Raw genomic sequence first — 19,654 nt, 5'->3', positions numbered from 1 at the left:
TTCCATGTTTCATTTTTTTACAAAAAAGCCATGTTAAATAAAATTCAACCTTCTATTACAACCGCCCGTCAGGCAAGGCAGGCATTTTTCGCACTGGCCATCGCCGCGCTCTCGTTCGCATCCTGCAAGGACGACAAAGACAACATTAAGCCAGACGACGGCAACCCGGCGACGGAAGACAAAGCATTTCTGCCAAACAAAGACGAGGTTTACACATACAGGATCTCCGACAGCGACGGCTCAAAAAGCAGCTCCACAATGAAAGTGGTCAGTGTAAAAGATTCCTCGGGTATTTCAGTTTATAACATTGAAAATGAAATCAAAGAGGGAAATGTTTATGTTACCACCAGAAACCGCGCATTCAGCAAAGGTGGTGTGACGACTTACGAGTTGTTTTACGAAGATGCAATCAATTCGCTTTATGCTAACACGGAGGAATTCGCTACGATTGAGAAAGTTACGATGAAAGGTTTTCCGCAGAAGCAGGTTATGGAAAACAAGGGCACGGTGGGCAGCAACATTACTTTCAGCAAGGAACCCATGGAAATCGGTCTGGAATTGTTGATCCCGATTGACGAAAACGACTCCATAGAAGCAGATTTGGAAACCAAAATCACTTATCTGGATGGAAAGGCGACCAAGCAAGAAATGATCACAACCCCCGCAGGAACATTCAATTGTACGAAATGGGAGTATAAATATGAGATGTACCTGAAATTATCGAGCCTTTTCATCCCGGTTGAAGAGAAGGAATTTGTGTACAACGTTGAGCTGTGGACAGCGCCCGGAATTGGCATTGTGAAAACCGTCGAAACATCCGATGACGACGTTTCTACCACAGAATTGCAGAAAATCACCAAGTAATGAAACAGATTTCATTCCTATTTCAATGGGCGCTTTTGGTGCTCATGGCGGTGGCCTGCAAAGATTCCGGAAGCCCCTCGCCGGATGGATTGAGCCCGGAAGAAGGGTATACCACCGGAAAAATCACGAGTACGGACGGTTCGCCCATGCCAGGGGTGAAAGTGGTGGTCGATAACACAATGTTCTATGCTTCCTACTCAATCGGTTCGTCGGATGAGAATGGGAATTATAAAATCCAGTTGCCGAAAGTGGGCACATTCATGGCGTCAGCTCATATTGTGAAAAAGTACAACGGCAAGGAATATGAACTGGACCTGCACCCCGATGTGTATGAGGAATTTAGCATTGACGGAGCGGTCAGGAATTTTCAATGGAAACTTACGGGCAGGCGGCCGGTGGAAGCACAAGGTTATTATGGTGTCACGATCGAGGTCAATAAAGACGTGATGAGCAGCATTTATGACTCAGAAAACATTGAGTTTACACTCATTCCGGTCGGCAACCTGATTGATGGCTCAAAAGGTAAAACCTTAAAATTAAAGCATGGGAAGCCGTTCACTGCTGAATACGGGAAACTGGTTGACATCCCGCTTGGCCGGTACACCATAACCGCCCATTACAACGGCGAGGCTGGCAAAATGCCATTGAAACTTAGAAAGCACTTTTCTGAGGATGCATATGAGAGCGAGATCACCATAGATTTTGAGCCTTCGACAATGTGGGGGAATAACATTGCTTTCATCAGCTATTTAGAATAGAAGAAAAAATCCCAAGTCGTGGAGACAGGATCGCCAGGACTTGGGATTGTAAAAGTTACGGAGTAAAGAGTAGTAGTGCAGACTTCCCGACCCTTTTATGGGACGGGAAGTTTTATTTTACACCAATACTGAAAAGCTTTTAAAGATAGCGCCAACCCTAACCGCGTCGAAAATACGCGCAGGTGTTCCGCCATGGTTCAGCACCGACTGTTCGTGTGAAGTCACGCACATTTCGCAGCCGTTCAATGCAGAAACCACAAGGCTCAGCAGTTCAAAGAATTCTTTACCCAGAACCGGATTCACCATAATGCTCATTTTAATTCCGGCAGGAGCATTGTCGTAAAATTCCTTGTGCATGAAGTGCCTGAAACGATAGAAAACGTTGTTGGCATTCATTAAAGAAACGCAGGCTGTAACTTCTGCAATCTCCTTCTCGTCTGCGCCTTCTGCTTTCGCCAGTTCTTCAAGAGCTGTGATCAACGCTGCATTTTTCTCATTCACAGCTACTGAAAGCGCAATCAGCAATGCTTCTTTACGGTTCAATGTCTGAGATTTCAACACATTACCAACATTAATCTTCAAATCTTTAAGATAACGATGGTCCAATGCCGCCAGCTTGTTGATCAGCACGCTTTCGAATTCAGCTGGCAAATTCACTTCTTTATACAGGGAATCTTTCGTATTTCCTGTTGTTGCGAATGGATACATTTGGTTTTTGATTAAGCTAATGTTGCTTCTCCTTTAACCCAGTTGCAAGGGCAAAGTTCGTCTGTTTGCAAAGCATCCAGAACGCGGATTACTTCACCAACATTACGGCCAACAGAAAGGTCATTGACACTCACCCAACGAATAATTCCTTGTGGATCAACGATGTAAGTTACACGGTAAGCGATTTTTTCGTTTGCTTCAAGAATGCCCAGTTCTTCTGCCAATGACTTGGAAGTATCAGCCAGCATCGGGAATTGCAGGTCGCGAAGATCATCGTGGTTTTTTCTCCAGGCCAGGTGAACAAATTCGCTGTCCGTAGAAGCGCCGATCAGCATTGTATCGCGATCCGCGAAGTCTTCAACGTGTTTGCCAAACTCAGCAATCTCAGTAGGGCATACAAATGTGAAATCCTTTGGCCACCAGAACATTACCATCCACTTTTCAGCGTTTTTGTGATCCTCTGAGGTAATATCGTAGAATTCGTTTCCTTTTTCAAGAGAAACAACAGATGTTTTTTTAAATGCAGGGAAGGTAGATCCCACGGATAAAATCCTATTTGACATGATATGCGTTGATTATATATTTTGTACTTTTTAGTGTTACAAAACTACAACCGCCGCTCTCAGAAGGCAACTTTTCGCCTGGTACTATATCAGGAAAGAGTTGTTAGAATCAAATGAATTTGATTTTATTGATTAGAATCTGATATTTATCAATTTTGTCGATAATAGGATAGATTCAGCCAATATAATTTAACTAATAATTACTTAAATTATAGAACTCATTCCGGCATCAGGTTCAGTACCGTTTCCAGCGCCATCCCGCGCGAGCCTTTTATGAGCATGTATGTATTTTCTTGCGGGTTGTCCATAACCCAATTATGCAGGGAAAATTTGTCGGGAAAATAATAGGCTTTCGGCAGTGCAGGCAATGCATGTTGCATTAAGGAGCCGGCCAGAATCACAATGTCAAAATTATGCTTTGCAATTTGTTTGCCCAGTGCCAAATGTTCTGCCGGAGCAGCCTCGCCAAGCTCAAACATATCGCCCAGGATTAGCATTTTCCTTGGCGCATCAATCGTGGCAAAGTTGGCAACAGCAGCCGACATGGAGGATGGATTGGCATTATAGGCGTCCATTATCACCGTGTTACTTCCTTTTTTTACAATTTGCGAACGGTTATTGTCGGGTTTATACGTTGCCACGGCTTCATTGGCATCGCTATCTTCCACACCGAAATATTTTCCAATGGCCAGCGCGGCGCACATATTGTCGAAGTTATATCCGCCTGTCAGCTGCGTAGAAACAGTTTTTCCATTGTTTTGATAAATTACAAAAGGACTTTCCTGCACCAAAACAGGATTAACCGCAGCATTCTCCGAGCAGTAAAACACAATTTCTCCAAAAGCCCTGCGCTTGCTCGCCATTTCCATGATCACGTCGTCCTTGGTGTTGACGAAAACGGTGCCCTTCTTTTTGGAAAGAAAATCGAAAAGCTCTCCTTTGCCTTTCATAATGCCCGCTATTCCGCCAAAACCTTCCAGGTGCGCTTTGCCAATGTTGGTGATCAGGCCGTGCGTGGGAATGGCAATGGTGCTTAACAAGGCAATTTCCTGCTGATGGTTTGCGCCCATTTCCACAACCGCCATCTCGTGTTTCTGCGGATCAATCGATAGGATGGTCAGCGGCACGCCAATGTGGTTGTTCAGGTTTCCCTTGGTTGCGTACGTGTTGTATTTCATGGATAACACCTTCGCTATCAGTTCTTTCGTTGTGGTTTTTCCGTTCGAGCCGGTTAATGCGATCACCGGGAAAGTGAATGTTTTGCGATGATGTCTTGCCAAGTCCTGTAATGCTTCCAGCACATTTTCAACCAACAGGAATTGCTCGTTAATCACAACTTCCGGATCGTCCACCACGGCATAAGCGGCACCTTTGCCCAATGCCTCGGCCGCATATTGATTGCCGTCGAAATTGTCACCTTTTAATGCGAAAAACAGACATCCCTCGCTGATTTTGCGGGTGTCGGTTGAGATCACAGCGCCGTTTTGGAAGTGGTTATAGAGCGTTTCGGTTGAAGTATACATGAAATCTGGAATCAATATAAAGTAATAAGCGCTTATTTCGTTAGGTTTAAAAGCCCGATCAGTAAGCCCTTTAACCTGCAAAACTAACAGATTATTCCTCAACGATGCGAACGAAATTTACCTCCTTTTTTCTCTTCCTTTTTTACATTATAACGCTTACGAATGCTTTTTCACAAAAGTCATGGTTTAAAATTGACACCCTGACCAGCGTAACATCCAAAGGCGTGAAACTGACCAATCCCTGGGCCGGTGGTCTTAATGCCTCGCAGTTTTTGAAAATGCATTTGAACAATGATGCTGATGAAGATCTGGTCGTTTATGATCGTACAAACAGCAAGATCACCACATTCCTGACCGCTGCCGACCCGCTGAACCAGGGCAAAAAGACATTCATTCACGCACCTTATTACGAATCGCTTTTTCCAAAAGCAGATAACTGGATGATTCTGGCCGATTATGACGGCGATGGTCATAAAGATCTGTTTACCAGCACTTCGCTGGGAATCAGCGTGTACCGACAGGCAAAAACCGCGCAATCCTGGACATTCAGGCAAATGCAGGAAGTGCTTTATACCAAAGGTTTTTCAGGAAATATCAATTTACAGGTTTCCGGAACGGACATTCCGGGCATTGTGGATGTGGACGACGACGGTGATCTTGACTTGTTGCTCTTTGATTTTTCGGGAAATTACATTGAGCTGCACCAGAATCTGAGCATGGAAAAATTTGGCAAGCCGGACAGTCTGGGTAACGTTCAAAATCCGGTGTTCCAGCGTAATGGGGATTGCTGGGGCAATTTCCATAAAGGCACTAATGAGGGTTTTGATTTTGGATTAGATTGTGGCGTCACTATCAAATCGGGTAACCGCGAAATGCATGCGGGGAATTCTATTCTGCTGCGGGATTTAAATGGGGATGGCAAAAAGGACCTTTTGGTAGGGCACGTCAGCAACACGCACGTCTCTTTCCTTACCAATGCAGCAAGCGGATTGATTGGAAATTTCACTGCTTATACCAACACATTTCCGGCGGTCAATCCTGTGCAATTGCACATTTTTCCGGCTGCGTATATGGAGGATGTAGATTTTGATGGAAAAAAAGACTTGCTTATTGCGCCCAATGTGGCTTCCAATGATGGTAATCTTACTGATTTCAAATCTTCCGGCTGGCTTTATCACAATGCCGGAACGGATAGCAAGCCGGATTTCAAGCTTTCGAAAAAGAATTTCCTGCAAGATCAAATGTTGGATGTCGGTGAAAATGCAGCGCCCTCGTTTTTTGATATTGATGGGGACGGCGATCTGGATTTGCTGGTCGGCACCGGCGGAGTACCGGGTCAAAGCGGTTATAAGGGCAGTTTCTGGCTTTTGAAAAACACCGGGAATAACACAACGCCTGCTTACGAAGTCGAATCGGAAAATTATCTGAATCTGGCTTCCGCATTCGCAGTTTACAACATCAAGCCGCAATGGGCTGATTTCAATGGAGATGGGGTGACAGACCTCGGTTTTGCAGCCACTTCAACCTCAACATTAAAACCCGAATATCGCTACATTCCTAATAAAGCGCCAGCTGGCGCGCCAGCGCAATTGAACGTAGCCGATGCCGTAACCATTGCCTTGCCGACCGAATCGCAAACGGGCGATTCGCCACATTTTTACGATGTGGACGGCGACGGCGACCTGGATTTGCTGGTAGGCAAGACGCAGGGGAATTTATATTATTATGCCAACACGGGAACCAGCAAGCAGTTCACTTTCAAGCTGGAAAGTGATGCTTTTGCGGGTGTTAGCATCAGTTTCGAAGGCCGCTCACCGCAACTGGCCGTAGCCGATTTCGACCTCGATGGCCGAGCAGACCTGATTACTGCGGATCATACCGGCAACATTCGCCTTTTTCACGGCGCTGAATGGGGTAAATGGACAGCGCGCGAAACATTGCTCGTTGAGCAAAACGGAAAAGTTGCCGCACCATCATTCGGCACTTATCTTTCAGTGGCCATTGGGGATTATAATGGTGATAAAAAGCCCGATATCGCTATTGGCAGCAACGCAGGCGGGCTGAGGCTGTTGACCAACGTTGTTCCTGTGACCATTACGGGCAACGAACCGGGCGCAGGGCCATTGGTGAACGTTTTTCCAAATCCGGCAGCCAACTATTTGAAGATTAAATCCTCAAAGCCCGCCACGTTTGACATTGTCAGTGTAAGCGGCAGGAAAGTCGTCCAGGATCAAAAGCTGAATGCAAATGTCGAACAGGAAATCGTCACGCAACACTGGTCTGCGGGGTTGTATTTGATTGAAATAAAATCGGGAAACAGCCGTGTAGTGAGGAAGGTGATGGTGGCAAATTAGCAAGTAGATAGCCGCAGGAAAGCTCTTACAAGATAAAATTCAATTTCATGCAAGCTCTTCTCGGCGTAATTTTCCATTTTATTGGCGGTTTTGCTTCCGGCAGTTTTTACATTCCATACAAACAAGTCAAAGGCTGGGCCTGGGAATCCTATTGGATCGTAGGCGGACTTTTTTCCTGGCTCATTGTTCCCCCGCTCGCCGCTTATCTGACCATTCCGGGCTTCACAGACATCATTGCCGCAACCGATGGAGGGATTTTACTAATCACCTACATTTTCGGTGTTTTGTGGGGAATAGGCGGCCTCACTTACGGGCTGGGAGTCCGCTATCTCGGTGTTTCGCTCGGAAGTTCCATCATTCTCGGGCTTTGCTCCGTTTTCGGTGCCTTAATCCCTTCCGTTTACTACCAATTTTCACCCAGACCGGGAAAAGACACGATTTCCGACTTGCTGACAAACAGCTGGGGGCAAATGGTCTTGCTTGGTTTGCTGGTCTGTGTGATTGGCATTGTCATTTGTGGCAAAGCAGGCGCGATGAAGGACAGCGACCTCAAAAAATCGGGATATGTAGCCGATGATAAAACGGAATTCAAAATCGGCCTAGGGCTTACCGTTTCCATCATTTCCGGCGTATTAAGCGCTTGTTTTGCTTTCGGGATAGATGCCGGAAAAGTAATGGCTGAGGAAGCAAACGCAGCCTGGAAAGCGCTGAACCCGGATCAGGGAGAGTTTTTATTTCAAAACAATGTGACTTATGTCGTGATCCTTTTGGGCGGGCTTACCACCAATTTTATCTGGTGCATGCTGCTCAATGCGCGCAACAAAACATTCGGCAATTACACCGATTCCCGCACGCCATTACTATCCAACTACATTTTCTCTGCCCTAGCCGGCACGACCTGGTTCCTGCAATTCTTCTTTTACGGCATGGGCGAAAGCAAGCTGGGCAACGGTCCGAGTTCATGGATCCTGCACATGGCATTCATCATATTAGTCGCCAATTCGTGGGGCTTAATCCTGAAAGAATGGAAAGGGATCAGCAAAAAAACGCTCACAACGATCATTTCGGGCATTTTGGTGATTGTGTTGTCTGTTTTGATAGTTGGATATGGTAATTATTTGAGGGAGTAGTTTCGACGGCATTTCAGTAAATGGCAGTAAAATTGACTTGCTTTTCTTTTTTATAATAAGAAATCTAAATCCTTGATAAATGAGAACAATTGCAAAACAGCTAAAATGGCTTTTCCTGATCCCGGTTTTAATGTTATCGGGCTATGCGTCGCAAGCGCAGACCAAAGCGAAACTGGGCAAGACTGTCTCATTTAAAAAACAGGTTTTAGTCAACAAATTCATTGCCGAAGGAGCAGCGATGGGGGATGTGAACAAGGACGGCAAGAAAGATATACTCGCCGGTGCATATTGGTTCGAAGCGCCCAGCTGGAAAGCGCACGAATTGGCCAAGCCGGATTCATTTATCGTCAATGGGGGTTATAGCAACTCTTTTCTCGATTTCGCCATGGACGTGAACCAGGACAGCTGGATCGATCTGATCAGAATTGACTGGCCTGGTAAAGCTGCCGTTTGGCATGAAAATCCGAAGGGCAAGCGCGGCCACTGGCCCACGCATGTGATCCATTCTTCGGTAGGAAATGAGTCGCCGATGTTGGTGGATATGGACGGAGACGGTCGTCTGGACTTGCTATGCAATGATCCGACGGCAAAAAAAGTGATTTGGCTGCGTTGTCCTGCTGAAAAAGGCAAGACGGAATGGGAAAAATTCACGATCAGCAATGATCCGAACATTGCTACACATATGTACACGCATGGCATCGGTTACGGGGACATCAATGGCGATGGCCGTAAGGATGTTATAGTCAAAAACGGCTGGTGGGAAGGTCCGGCAGAAGGGCCTTCTAAGGTTGCAAAAGATGCAGACTGGAAATTTCATCCCGCTGATTTAGGAAAAGATTGTTCTCAAATGTACGTCATGGACCTCAACGGCGACGGCTTGAACGATGTTTTAAGTGCATCCGCGCATGATTATGGCATTTGGTGGCATGAGCAAGGCAAAGACGAACAAGGAAACGCCACATGGCGGCATCATACCATCGACAATACATTCTCCCAGACGCACGGCCTTGCTTTGGCAGACATTAATGGCGATGGCAACATTGATTTTGTGACCGGAAAAAGATACTTCGCTCACCACGGAAACGATCCGGGTGAATTTGAGCCTGCTGTAATTTATTGGTTTGAATATAAACCGGGAAAAGTCCCAAGCTGGACCAGGCACGAAATCGACAATGATTCAGGTGCGGGTCTGCATGTCACCGTGGAAGATCTGAACAAGGATGGACTGCTGGACATTGTAACAGGAAACAAAAAGGGTGTTCGCATTTTTATTCAAAGCCGGTAACATGAAATTCGGTATCAACACCTATTTGTTCTCTTCGCCATTCACAAATGAAAGCGTTTCCTTCTTTCCGCAATTCAAGGAATGGGGTTTCGATTTCGTAGAAATTGCCGTTGAGGATCCTTCGAACGTTGATGCCAAATATGTCAGAAAGGCGCTGGATCACAATCAACTGGAATGCCGTTCCATATGCGCCGCAACCGGCCTCGGCCGCGACCTGCGCGGCACCCGAAAAGAGCAGGTTACGTCATTGGAATATGTTCAAACATTAATCGACATCGCCCCGATCCTGGGAAGTCAGCTCGTAGCCGGGCCTGTTTATTCTTCTGTCGGCAGGGCTGATCTTGTTCCTGAAGATAAAAAGGAAAAGCAATGGAAAACAGTTGTAAAAAATCTCACAATCCTCGCTGATTACGCAGGTGAGCGCAATGTTAAGCTGGCGTTAGAGCCTTTGAACCGCTATGAAACCGATTTCATTAACACCTGCGAACAGGTGCTTAAATTAATTGCCGACGTAAGAAGCGACGCGCTAATGGTGCACCTCGATTCCTTCCACATGAACCTAGAAGAAAAGGACCCAGCCCTAGCCATAAAAATGGCCGGCTCCAAACTAGCCCTCCTCCACGCATCAGGCAGCGACCGCGGAACCCCCGGCAACGACCAAATCAACTGGGACCGAATCTTCGCCGCCCTGGACAACATCAACTACCAGGGCGACATTGTTATTGAATCTTTCACGCCTGATGTAAAAGTCATCGCCAAAGCAGCTTCGATATGGAGGCAGGTGGAGCCTTCCAAAGAGGCGATTGCGGTGGATGGGTTACGGTTTTTGCGGGGGTTAGGTTGTTACATTAGATAATCACAATTTCATTGTTACTAACTTAAATTCTAATCTTGCATTAATTTTTCACGTAGTATTAAAGCAATTTTGTATTTAAGAGTTAAGCTTAAAGTTCAAACACTAGTCTTCCGGAAAAGAAAGATTTTTCGGGCATCGTGGTAAGAGTCGTTGGGCCGTAAGTTGCAGTTGAAGAGGCTATTAGATGTACTTTATCTCCTGCTAGAAGTTTTAAATCTGTTGATATTGTTGATGAATACCTTAAAGTCATCACTGTATTGTTTGTTGCTACATTAAAGGTTGAGTTGCCACGAGTCACGATGATCTGGAGACTCTGTTCGAAAGTTTTTGGGACTGGATTTCCCCCCGTATCATTATAGTTAAAAAATTCTACCTGAGCATCGAAATGATAAAGCCCGGCTTTTGGTGCAGTGAAGGTGCTGTGCGGGAAGCCATTCGCATCTTGATAATTATCACCTACATCATAATTCTCTCCTGCGAACGTAATCTTAACTTGTGTTCCGTCGACTGGTATCAGTTCACTTCCTCCGCCCTTAATCCCACTCGCCCGAAAAGCAACATTCCCCGAAACATTCTCCCAAGTAGCATTCCCACTCCCATCTGACATGAGCACCTTACCGTTGCCAGGTGACTGCCCAGGCCCTGCGATTTTCATTGGGCCGCTTACTTCCAGCGCTTTTCCGTTAGTGTTTGCAGCGGAGGCGATGACTCCTGTTCCATCTGAAACAGCGTAACCAGAAACGGCCACTCCCGATCCATTGCTCGTTCCGACTACAGCACGACCTGTATTCGTTACACCTTTCACACCGATCGAGCTTTCGCTTTCGCCCGTGATGGCTGAGCCTACTGAGATTCCCCCTGTGTTATTAATGTGAAAAAGCGAGCTTAGGCTACTTCCATTTTGGGAAAATGGTAAGGTTAAATTTCCTCCTTCACCGCCACCAACCAGACTCCAAACCGGACTCGCCGCCGTTCCGGAATTATAATAAAAACCTACTTTGCCAAGTCCCGCATTCGTATTATACACTAGCAGCGCTGTTGCAGGATTTGGAATGGTGGCATTGTCTGTCAGGGATTGGAGGGATACTCTTGGAATTAGTAGGCCTTTGTCTGTTCCTACAATGTCCAGGGCTGAGCTGGGATCAGGTTGTTGGGTGTTGATACCTACGTTTTGTGCGAAGATGCCTGGCCCGTATGAAAGTAGGATCGCTGATAATGCAAGTTTGCCAAAAGTTAGTTTTAGCTTTTGGTTGCTGAATGATGGTAAATGGAATGTTCTCATGTTATTGTCGGATGTGTGAAATTTATAAAAGCCCAAGGTTCGCCAGAATAGACAAGCAGAGCAAAAGCGTTGAGCAGACGGTATGCTTGGATGATTGATCGGAAATAAAAAAGTCCCGGCATTGCTGCGGGACTTTGAAATGAAAACTGCATTGAGACGAACCAATCAGGGATTGAATTTGAAAACCTTAGCCAGTCTCTATTGTTTAATAACCAGTCGCCCGTTGAAGAAGCTATGCTCTGCTGTTGTAAAGAGTTGAATGCCGCCCTCGGTGATGGGATTTTTAACTTCGACGTGCATCATGTCTCCTGCCAAAAGATTAACCTCGGTGGACAACTTGGATGAATTGTCCACTTCGCTATGCACAAAGTCACTGGCTATTACAACCTTTACTCCACCTCGTGTTCGGACCAAATGAGTCTCCGCGTAAAAGGAGGGGACATCTAGTGGCTTCTTCCAGGCAATGTTTAAATCAAAATGATATACACCATTAACTGGTGCAATGAAAGTGCTGTTAGGAGCGCTATTAGCGTTATTGTAATTTTGATTAAGATCATAGACTTCATTTTCAAAAACGACTTTTGCGGTAGCCCCAAGTGCTATGTTTTGGTTTCCACCACCCAATACACCATTAGCCCTGAAAGCAACGTCTCCCGAAATAGTCTGCCAGGTTGCATTCCCATTATCATCAGAAGTAAGCACTTTGCCATTCCCAGGTGACTGCCCGGGACCGGCGATTGTAATTGGGCCACTTACCTCCAGCGCTTTTCCGTTAACGTTTGCAGAGGAAGCGAAAACCCCTGTGCCTCCGGAGGCAGAATGTCCAACAACACCTTTGCCGGATAATGTAGCACCTCTTACTCCAATCGCGTTTGCAGCAATCCCACTAATACCAACTGACGTGCCATTCGCATCATTATTATTGATCAGAAACAATGGTCCATTATTTGTTCCGAGCTGCGAAAACGGAAGTGTCAAGCTTCCTCCTCCGTTTATTAGACTCCAAGCAGGATTTGCAGGTGTTCCGGAATTATAATAAAACCCAACCTTCCCTAATCCTGCATTTGTATTATAGACCAGCAATGCGGTGGCGGGATTAGGGACTGTTGTATTGTCTGTCAGCGACTGCAGCGAAACACGGGGAATAAGCAAGCCTTTGTCCGTTCCTGTAATGTCGAGCGCAGCGCTGGCGTCAGGTTGGGTGGTGTTGATGCCGACACCTTGTGCGAATGAGCCTTGGCTGGCAAAAAAGAGTGCAGCTGAGATCGCGAGAGGAGTAATTAGTTTTCTCATCGTTTTTTTGAGTGAATAGTATGAAACATTTGAACGTCCAATATTCACAAGAAAGGATAAGAACAATGAAACCGATGAGCCTGCGGTGGAGTAGGATGAGTGTACGGTCAAAAACAAGCAACGCGCTGGATTTAAATCCAGCGCTTTGGCAAAAAATAGATATAATGTCAGCAGCTAATTAATGTAGTCGCCTGAGCCGCCTACTTTCTTGTCTTTCTTAATGACTTGTACACGCTGTCCGGCCATTTCAAGATCCCAGTCTTCCAGTTTCGCCTCGGGCAGGTAATCTTTCAATGCTTCCAACCTGTCCTGCGGCCCTGGCAATCATTATGGCAGGCAGCAAAACTCGCCCTTCTCCAGGCATCAGGGAGCGAGCGCGGCACCGGCGGCAACGACCAAATCAGCGGGACCGAATCTTCGCCGCCTGGGACAACATCAACTACCAGGGCGACATCGTCAACGAATCTGTCACTCCAGATGTAAAATCATAGCCAAGGCCGCTTCGATACAGAGGCAGGTAGAGCTTTCGAAATAGGCGATGCAGTGCATGGATTGCGGTTTTTGTGGGGGTTGGTGATTTAGATTAAGTGCAGTACTTATTGTGGATAATATTTCTATTCAAAATCAATAAATTAGTGTAACTAAAATTGGGTCGCTTACTGTTTAAATAAGAGGCGGCCACTGAAATTACTTGATTCATTGTTAATGAAGATTTCCACAGTTTCTGATCCTATATTCTCTACCTCAACATGGATCATGTCTCCCTGAATCAATTGCAAATCTACTGAGGTCTTGGATGATACATCAAATATACTTTCGGAAAATTCAATTGATACATCAACCGGATTTCCTGCTCTTGTTCTTACTAGTCTTGTAAAAGTCTGGTATGAGTCAGTCACGCCATATGAATTCCAGGCCAGCTTTAAATCAAAATGGTAAATTCCATCGAATGGTGCTATAAATGTGCTGTGTGGAGATGCATTGACATCATTATAATTAGAATTCAAATCATACTCTTGATTCGCGAAGGCAACCTTGACTTTTGCACCAGCGGGAATGCTTTGGCTTCCATTTGGTGGGATTCCGGCGGCCTTGAAGGCTACTATCTCTTGTCAACTAGCGTTCCCATTCCCATCAGAAGCAAGCATCTTACCCTTTCCCGGAGACTGACCCGGTCCTGCAATCCGCATTGGGCCGCTTACTTCCAGCGCTTTTCCGTTAGTGTTTGCAGCGGAGGCAATGACTCCTGTTCCATCAGAGACTGCGTAGCCAGAAACGGCAGTTCCTGATCCGTTGCTCGTTCCCACAATGGCGCGGCCTGTATTCGTTACACCTTTCACACCGACCGAGCTTTCACTTTCGCCAGTGATGGCTGAGCCGACTGAGATTCCACCTGTGTTATTAATGTGAAATAATGAGCTTATGCTACTTCCATTTTGGGAAAATGGTAATGTTAGGTTTCCTCCTTCACCGCCGCCTACCAGACTCCAAACCGGAGCTGCCGCCGTTCCGGAATTATAGTAAAAACCTACTTTCCCCAATCCCGCATTCGTATTTTACACCAGCAGCGCTGTCGCCGGATTTGGAATTGTAACATTGTCTGTTAGGGATTGAAGGGAAACTCTTGGGATTAGTAAGCCTTTATCTGTTCCTACAATATCCAGGGCGGAGCTGGTATCGGGTTGCTGGGTGTTGATACCGACATTTTGTGCGAAGATGCTGGGACCGCATGAAAGTAGCATTGCTGATAATGCAAGTTTGCCGAAAGTCAGTTTGAGCTTTTGATTGCTGATTAGTTGTAAATCGAATGTTCTCATGTTATTGGCGGATATGTGGAATTTATAAAAGCCAAGATTGTCAGGAACAGCGAGGAATAGCGAAAGCGATGAGCCGGCGGCGAAGTAGGGTGATTAAACGGAAATGAAAAAGTCCCGACGCGATGCCGGGACTTTACATTAATATAATATGAAGCGAAATTTTAAGCAGTAAACTCCTCGGAATAATGTGAAGCACCCAGTTCCAGGATTTCAGTTGTTCTGGCGCGTGTTTTGGCTGCCAGTTCGGCATTTTTGGAAAGGGATTCTCCGAATGATGGGATGATCTTTTTGAATTCAGCCTGCCATTCGTCTGATCTGGCTTCTTTGAAACACTTCTGAATGAGTTCCAGCATGATCGAGACAGCCGTTGAGGCACCCGGGGATGCTCCCAATAATGCTGCAAGCGAACCGTCGGCAGCGGTGACCATTTCCGTTCCGAATTCCAGGACGCCGCCTACTTTCTTGTCTTTCTTAATAACTTGTACACGCTGTCCGGCCATTTCAAGATCCCAGTCTTCCAGTTTCGCCTCGGGCAGGTAATCTTTCAATGCTTCCAGCCTGTCTTGCGGCGACTGTCTTACCTGATCAATCAGGTATTTGGTCAACGGAATGTTATGGATCCCGGCGGCGAGCATAGGGCGGATGTTGTCGAGCTTAATGGACAATGGCAGATCCAGAAATGATCCGTTTTTCAGGAATTTGGTTGAAAAACCGGCATATGGGCCAAATAGGAGCGCTTTCTTGCCATCAATCATTCGTGTGTCCAAATGCGGAACCGACATAGGAGGAGAGCCCACAGACGCCTTTCCATAAACTTTGGCCTGATGCTTTTCAATGATTTCCTGATTGTTGCAAACCAGCCACTGGCCGCTCACAGGGAAACCGCCAAAGCCTTTTCCTTCCGGAATGTTGGATTTTTCAAGAAGCGGCAGTGATCCGCCGCCAGCTCCGATGAAAACGAATTTTGTCTGGACTTTTGAAGTTTTTCTGGTTGCGCGGTCTTTAACTTCAATGACCCAGGATCCATCTTTTTTCTTATCAAAATCATCCACTTCATGATTCAGATAGAGCGCAACGCCCTCTTGCTTTTCCAGATATTCAAACATGAATTTGGTGAGCGTTCCAAAGTTGACGTCCGTACCCAGATCCATTTTGGTTGCTGCCACTTGTATGTCAGGATCCCTTCCTTCCATGACCAGAGGAATCCACGAATTGATCTCGCTTTTGTCCTCCGTATATTCCATTCCGTGGAACAGGTGGTGTTTTGTGAGACCGTCGTAACGCTTTTTAAGATATTCTACATTATCATCGCCCCATACGAAGCTCAGGTGTGGAATGTTGTGAATAAATGCGTCAGGAGAATCAATAATATCATTCTCAACCAGATAGGCCCAGAATTCCTTAGAGACTTCGAAGGATTCAGCGATCTTAATCGCTTTTTTGGTGTCTACCGTGCCATCTTCCAGCTGCGGTGTGTAATTGAGCTCGCAGAAAGCGGAGTGTCCCGTTCCTGCGTTATTCCATGGGTCAGAACTTTCGGCGGTAACCCGGTCCAGTCTTTCAAAGATCGAAATGGAGATCGCTGGATTTAATTTTTTAAGTAAAACTCCAAGAGTTGCACTCATGATACCGGCCCCTATCAAAACGACGTCGGGGGCGATCGTCTTTGAAGATTTTTTGGTAATCATCGGAGAAAAAATGGTATGTTACAGGGCGGTAAAGCCCGGAATAGTACAAAAAATAATCTGCTACAATGTAATTAACACATCCTGCCCCGAAAATAGTTTAATTAAAAAAATAAAAGTTATGACGGGTTACAAGTTCTTGGATGAGGGCAATTAAAACTTTATTGATTGCAATCGTTTAAAACTCGACACAGTGTGCCTTGAACGTACACGAGATGCTATAATGATGGCCGTGTGGCTAAAACAACCGTTCCATTCAAAATACAACGTCGGAGAGTATCTCGCTGGAAAAGAGCATAATCAACCCAAACTTGTAACCGCCAATATTTGTCAACCTCAAAACTTGTCGTAAATTTATGTCGCATTGGTGTTACAAGTCGGTCGTAAGAGTGTTGTTGTCAAGTCCTTGAAACGCATTTTGAGTCATTATTTGAACACAATTCGTTGTAACAATTAATTCATCTAACAATTGGTATGAAAGCAAACTTTACTTTTTACACACTTCGCTTGTTGAATTTCTCCAAAATAGTCTTTTTCCTCTTTCTTACGATCGGTGGGGCCAATGCTCAGAAGTGGAGCGGGGTGAACGGGAACGAGTGGTTGGCAGGAAAGTATAGCCAGCCCTGGGTTAAAATTGGTGTCACTGCGAAAGGCATACACAAAATCAATGTGAACGACTTGCCGGACGCTTTTAAAAATGCAAATAAGGACAAAATTCAGATGTGGTATCGCGGTCAGCAGATTGCGATCATCAAAGCCGATGCATCGGAGATTTTGTTTTACGGCGTTCCGAACGACGGAGCTTCGGATGCGCTTCTTTATCGATTCAGCACAACCAGAAAAAATCCTTATTACAGCATTTATTCTGACCAAAGTACTTACTTTTTGACAGTTAGCTCTGGTGATAACGGCCTTCGGGCTGCTGCACCGGCCGTGGCAGCAAATCCTGGCGCTGTTGCATTAACAGCTCAGGTTCAGACAGATTTGAAACTATATCAGAATGAGCACACGCACTCAACGATACCTTTTTACAGACCAAGTGCACTGAACAGCTATTTTGAAGAAGGTAAGCAAACCACCGGGTCATCCATCATGGACGAGTTTGTGGGAACTGCGATTCAAACTTCTAATCCAAAGCCAGTAGCATATACCAACTCTTATGTGCCGGTTCCGTTCTCTTTTCAATTAAAATCGCCTGTTGGCGCTTTGGCCAAAAAAATTACGATCCATATCAAATCCAGGACCGGAACTACGATCGCAGGTATCTACGTCGGTAAAACGCCCGGCACTTTGAGATCTGTCGGGACATTGAACGTCAATGAGTTGAATGATTACGATTACACATTTAATCTCGAACCGACAGACTTTGATGCGAGCGGGAACGGAACATTGGGTTTCAAGTCTACCAAAATCGGAAGCGATGGCAGTGGTTTTTCGATCTCATATTTTACAGTTGAATACGAGCAAGCGATTAACATGCAAGGCTTAACCTCTTATGAGCTTACCTTCCCAGCCGTTGTAGCAGGATCCCAGTCAACACTTTCCATAGCAAATGCACCAGCAGGAACCAAAGTTTATAACATTTCGAATCCGAGTGCACCGCAGATCGTGTCGGGAACACCTTCGGCGCTGGTCATTAATCGTGACGATAAGGCCTTGAAATTGTTGGCGGCCAGTACTGTAACAACAGTTCCCACCTCAAAAATTTCAACGGTTAAGTTTACAAGCTTATCTCCCGCTGCCAATGATTACCTGATTATTTGCAGCAATTCTCTGAACACATCCGCAACCGATTATGCAAAGTATCGTAGCACAACGACGCCAGGCAGGAAGTTCAAACCTTTGGTCATTAACATTGACGACGTTTATAACCAATTCAATTATGGAGAGCCAAGCCCGGTTGCTATAAGAAGATTTGTTGATTTTATGGTCTCTGACGGACAATTGGACAAATATCTGTTGCTGATAGGCCGATCAATCACTTACTTCGAGCGTTCCATAAGAGAAATTCCTGACGAGGTGCCGACTGTTGGTTATCCGGGATCAGATCTTTTGCTTGTAGACGGCCTGGGCGGCGTGCAGGATGATGTTCCCGCTATTCCGGTAGGTAGAATATCGGCTACGGTAAATCAACAGGTTTATGATTATTTGGAAAAGGTTGTGACCTACGAAAGCCAACTGGATGTGGCTTGGCGGAAAAACGTGGTTCATATGAATGGCGGGAAGACTAACAATGAAATCACTCAGTTTTCTAATTATTTAAATGGTATTTCAAATGTAGTATCGTCTGCACCTTTTTCAGGAGCGGTTCTTCCCAGATTAAAAACGGTTGCTTCCAATAATGTTATCGAAATGACATTGGCCCCCGAGCTGAATGGTGAGGTTCCGGGTGTAGAAGGAGTGGGTATGATTACTTATTTCGGACACGGCGGTGTAGATAAAACAGATTACAATGCTGGCTATGTTTCAAATCCGAGCAAGGGCTATAAGGACACAAACAAGTTTCCAATCCTTTTCTACAATGGGTGTGGAGTAAACAACCTGTTCAGTGGGCGTAATGGCGAATTTGGCTCACTTCCTACGATTCTTGTCCGTCCTATGTCACTGGACTGGCTGCTGGCGCCTAACAAAGGCGCGGTAATTGTTTTTGGAAATACCTGGGATGCCTATGCGTCTACATCCAACCAATATCTGGATAAACTTTACGAGCAGATATTTTCAACAGCGGACGGAACGAGACCAGCCATTGGAAATATTCTTAAAAATGTAGCGCTGCAGACGAAGCTAGAGAAAAACTATTCGTATAATCCAGCTCAGAATGGGCGGACAATGTCTTATTACGATGCCGATCGCGCCAATGTGCATCAAGTGATCCTGCAAGGAGACCCATCATTACGCGTGCTAATCACTGAGGGTGCGCTGCCGGTTAACCTTATTTCTTTCAACGCGCATGCTGAGCAGGATCAGGTTAAGGTAACTTGGAAAACTGCATCAGAAAGTAATAACAGCCATTTCCTGGTTGAAAGAAGTTACAATGGGAAAAACTTCGAATCCATTGGAATGGTTGAGGGTAAAGGAACCACAGAAGTACAGTCTGACTATGTTTTCCAGGACCTTAAACCTTTAAGTGGAACGAGTTATTACAGACTTAAACAAGTTGATGGTGATGTAACGATCAACGGTAAGTTGGTGAAGGGAAAAGTGACGCAATCAAGATTGGTGTCTGTTTCAAGGGAAGTCAGCAAATTCCTGGTCATTTCTCCAAATCCTGTTTCAGATGTAGCGGAGATAGCATTGGATGCACCGGTAGCAATCAAAAGCTGGAATCTGATAGATGTGAAGGGAAGAGCAATCAAGTCCAACCAAACCGGCCTGAAAATCGATGTTTCGAATCTTGCTTCGGGAGAATATATTGTTGAAATACTGACTGAGAACGGCGACTTGTATCACAAAAAAGTAGTTAAGAAATAATCAATTAAATTCGCGGCTAAGGAAGTGCTTATCAGGTACTTTCTTAGCCGTTTCGCTTATATCGA

15 protein-coding genes and 1 pseudogene are annotated in these 19,654 nt (G+C 45.5%); 7 read left to right on the top strand and 9 right to left on the bottom strand.

Annotated elements, in window-relative coordinates; translation table 11 throughout:
* The first annotated feature begins 30 nt into the window (after window positions 1-30).
* Window positions 31-864: a TapB family protein gene (locus NFI80_RS14565; RefSeq protein WP_235162601.1), complete on the top strand. Its 834-nt coding sequence runs from the start codon at window positions 31-33 to the stop codon at window positions 862-864.
* On the top strand, window positions 864-1,622 hold the full coding sequence (locus NFI80_RS14560; protein WP_235162602.1) for a carboxypeptidase-like regulatory domain-containing protein: 759 nt from the start codon (window positions 864-866) through the stop codon (window positions 1,620-1,622). The genes NFI80_RS14565 and NFI80_RS14560 overlap by 1 nt, the downstream gene beginning before the upstream one ends.
* A 117-nt stretch (window positions 1,623-1,739) precedes the next feature.
* On the opposite strand, the gene NFI80_RS14555 is transcribed toward NFI80_RS14560, so the two are convergent.
* The 3 genes from NFI80_RS14555 to NFI80_RS14545 all read right to left on the bottom strand — a co-directional run bounded on the left by NFI80_RS14555 (window position 1,740) and on the right by NFI80_RS14545 (window position 4,416).
* Window positions 1,740-2,330 carry a carboxymuconolactone decarboxylase family protein gene (locus NFI80_RS14555; protein WP_233795288.1) on the bottom strand — a complete coding sequence of 197 codons (591 nt, stop codon included), beginning with the start codon at window positions 2,328-2,330 and terminating at the stop codon, window positions 1,740-1,742.
* A gap of 11 nt (window positions 2,331-2,341) precedes the next feature.
* The gene (locus NFI80_RS14550) at window positions 2,342-2,893 is read right to left on the bottom strand and encodes a peroxiredoxin (protein WP_026630531.1); all 552 of its coding nucleotides are present in this window, start codon (window positions 2,891-2,893) and stop codon (window positions 2,342-2,344) included.
* 218 nt (window positions 2,894-3,111) lie between these two features.
* A complete protein-coding gene (locus NFI80_RS14545) occupies window positions 3,112-4,416 on the bottom strand; it encodes a UDP-N-acetylmuramoyl-tripeptide--D-alanyl-D-alanine ligase (protein WP_235162603.1) in 1,305 nt (434 codons plus the stop codon).
* A 104-nt stretch (window positions 4,417-4,520) separates the two neighbouring features.
* Here NFI80_RS14545 and NFI80_RS14540 point away from each other — a divergent pair, with 104 nt between their 5' ends.
* From NFI80_RS14540 to NFI80_RS14525, 4 genes are all read left to right on the top strand, one after another.
* Window positions 4,521-6,770: a T9SS type A sorting domain-containing protein gene (locus tag NFI80_RS14540; protein ID WP_235162604.1), complete on the top strand. Its 2,250-nt coding sequence runs from the start codon at window positions 4,521-4,523 to the stop codon at window positions 6,768-6,770.
* Window positions 6,771-6,817: 47 nt separating this feature from the next.
* The gene (gene rhaT / locus NFI80_RS14535; RefSeq protein ID WP_235162605.1) at window positions 6,818-7,900 is read left to right on the top strand and encodes an L-rhamnose/proton symporter RhaT; all 1,083 of its coding nucleotides are present in this window, start codon (window positions 6,818-6,820) and stop codon (window positions 7,898-7,900) included.
* A gap of 79 nt (window positions 7,901-7,979) precedes the next feature.
* Entirely contained in the window at window positions 7,980-9,185 is a 1,206-nt protein-coding gene (locus NFI80_RS14530; RefSeq protein WP_235162606.1) for an FG-GAP repeat domain-containing protein, read from the top strand.
* A 1-nt stretch (window position 9,186) separates the two neighbouring features.
* A complete protein-coding gene (locus NFI80_RS14525) occupies window positions 9,187-10,041 on the top strand; it encodes a sugar phosphate isomerase/epimerase family protein (protein WP_235162607.1) in 855 nt (284 codons plus the stop codon).
* A gap of 88 nt (window positions 10,042-10,129) precedes the next feature.
* Here NFI80_RS14525 and NFI80_RS14520 read toward each other — a convergent pair whose 3' ends face one another.
* The 6 genes and pseudogenes from NFI80_RS14520 to NFI80_RS14495 form a co-directional block, all read right to left on the bottom strand.
* Complete coding sequence (locus NFI80_RS14520; RefSeq protein WP_235162608.1) at window positions 10,130-11,323, bottom strand: phage tail-like protein; 1,194 nt, start codon at window positions 11,321-11,323, stop codon at window positions 10,130-10,132.
* 198 nt (window positions 11,324-11,521) lie between these two features.
* The gene (locus NFI80_RS14515; RefSeq protein WP_235162609.1) at window positions 11,522-12,616 is read right to left on the bottom strand and encodes a phage tail-like protein; all 1,095 of its coding nucleotides are present in this window, start codon (window positions 12,614-12,616) and stop codon (window positions 11,522-11,524) included.
* A gap of 195 nt (window positions 12,617-12,811) precedes the next feature.
* A pseudogene (locus tag NFI80_RS14510) lies at window positions 12,812-12,931 on the bottom strand (malate:quinone oxidoreductase); the annotation flags it as partial.
* 797 nt (window positions 12,932-13,728) lie between these two features.
* Window positions 13,729-14,157 (bottom strand): hypothetical protein, encoded by a 429-nt coding sequence (locus NFI80_RS14505; RefSeq protein ID WP_235162611.1) that lies wholly within the window; start codon window positions 14,155-14,157, stop codon window positions 13,729-13,731.
* A gap of 15 nt (window positions 14,158-14,172) precedes the next feature.
* The gene (locus NFI80_RS14500; protein WP_235162612.1) at window positions 14,173-14,433 is read right to left on the bottom strand and encodes a phage tail-like protein; all 261 of its coding nucleotides are present in this window, start codon (window positions 14,431-14,433) and stop codon (window positions 14,173-14,175) included.
* A gap of 161 nt (window positions 14,434-14,594) precedes the next feature.
* A complete protein-coding gene (locus NFI80_RS14495) occupies window positions 14,595-16,121 on the bottom strand; it encodes a malate:quinone oxidoreductase (RefSeq protein ID WP_235162613.1) in 1,527 nt (508 codons plus the stop codon).
* Between the two features lie 471 nt (window positions 16,122-16,592).
* Between NFI80_RS14495 and porU2 the strand changes: the two genes are divergently transcribed.
* Window positions 16,593-19,589: a putative type IX secretion system sortase PorU2 gene (gene porU2 / locus NFI80_RS14490; RefSeq protein ID WP_235162614.1), complete on the top strand. Its 2,997-nt coding sequence runs from the start codon at window positions 16,593-16,595 to the stop codon at window positions 19,587-19,589.
* Window positions 19,590-19,654 lie beyond the last annotated feature (65 nt).

It is taken from the genome of Dyadobacter chenhuakuii (assembly GCF_023821985.2).
Taxonomy (GTDB): domain Bacteria; phylum Bacteroidota; class Bacteroidia; order Cytophagales; family Spirosomataceae; genus Dyadobacter; species Dyadobacter chenhuakuii.
The sequence above is the reverse complement of the archived record's forward strand: the minus strand, read 5'-3'. Positions and strand labels throughout refer to the sequence as shown.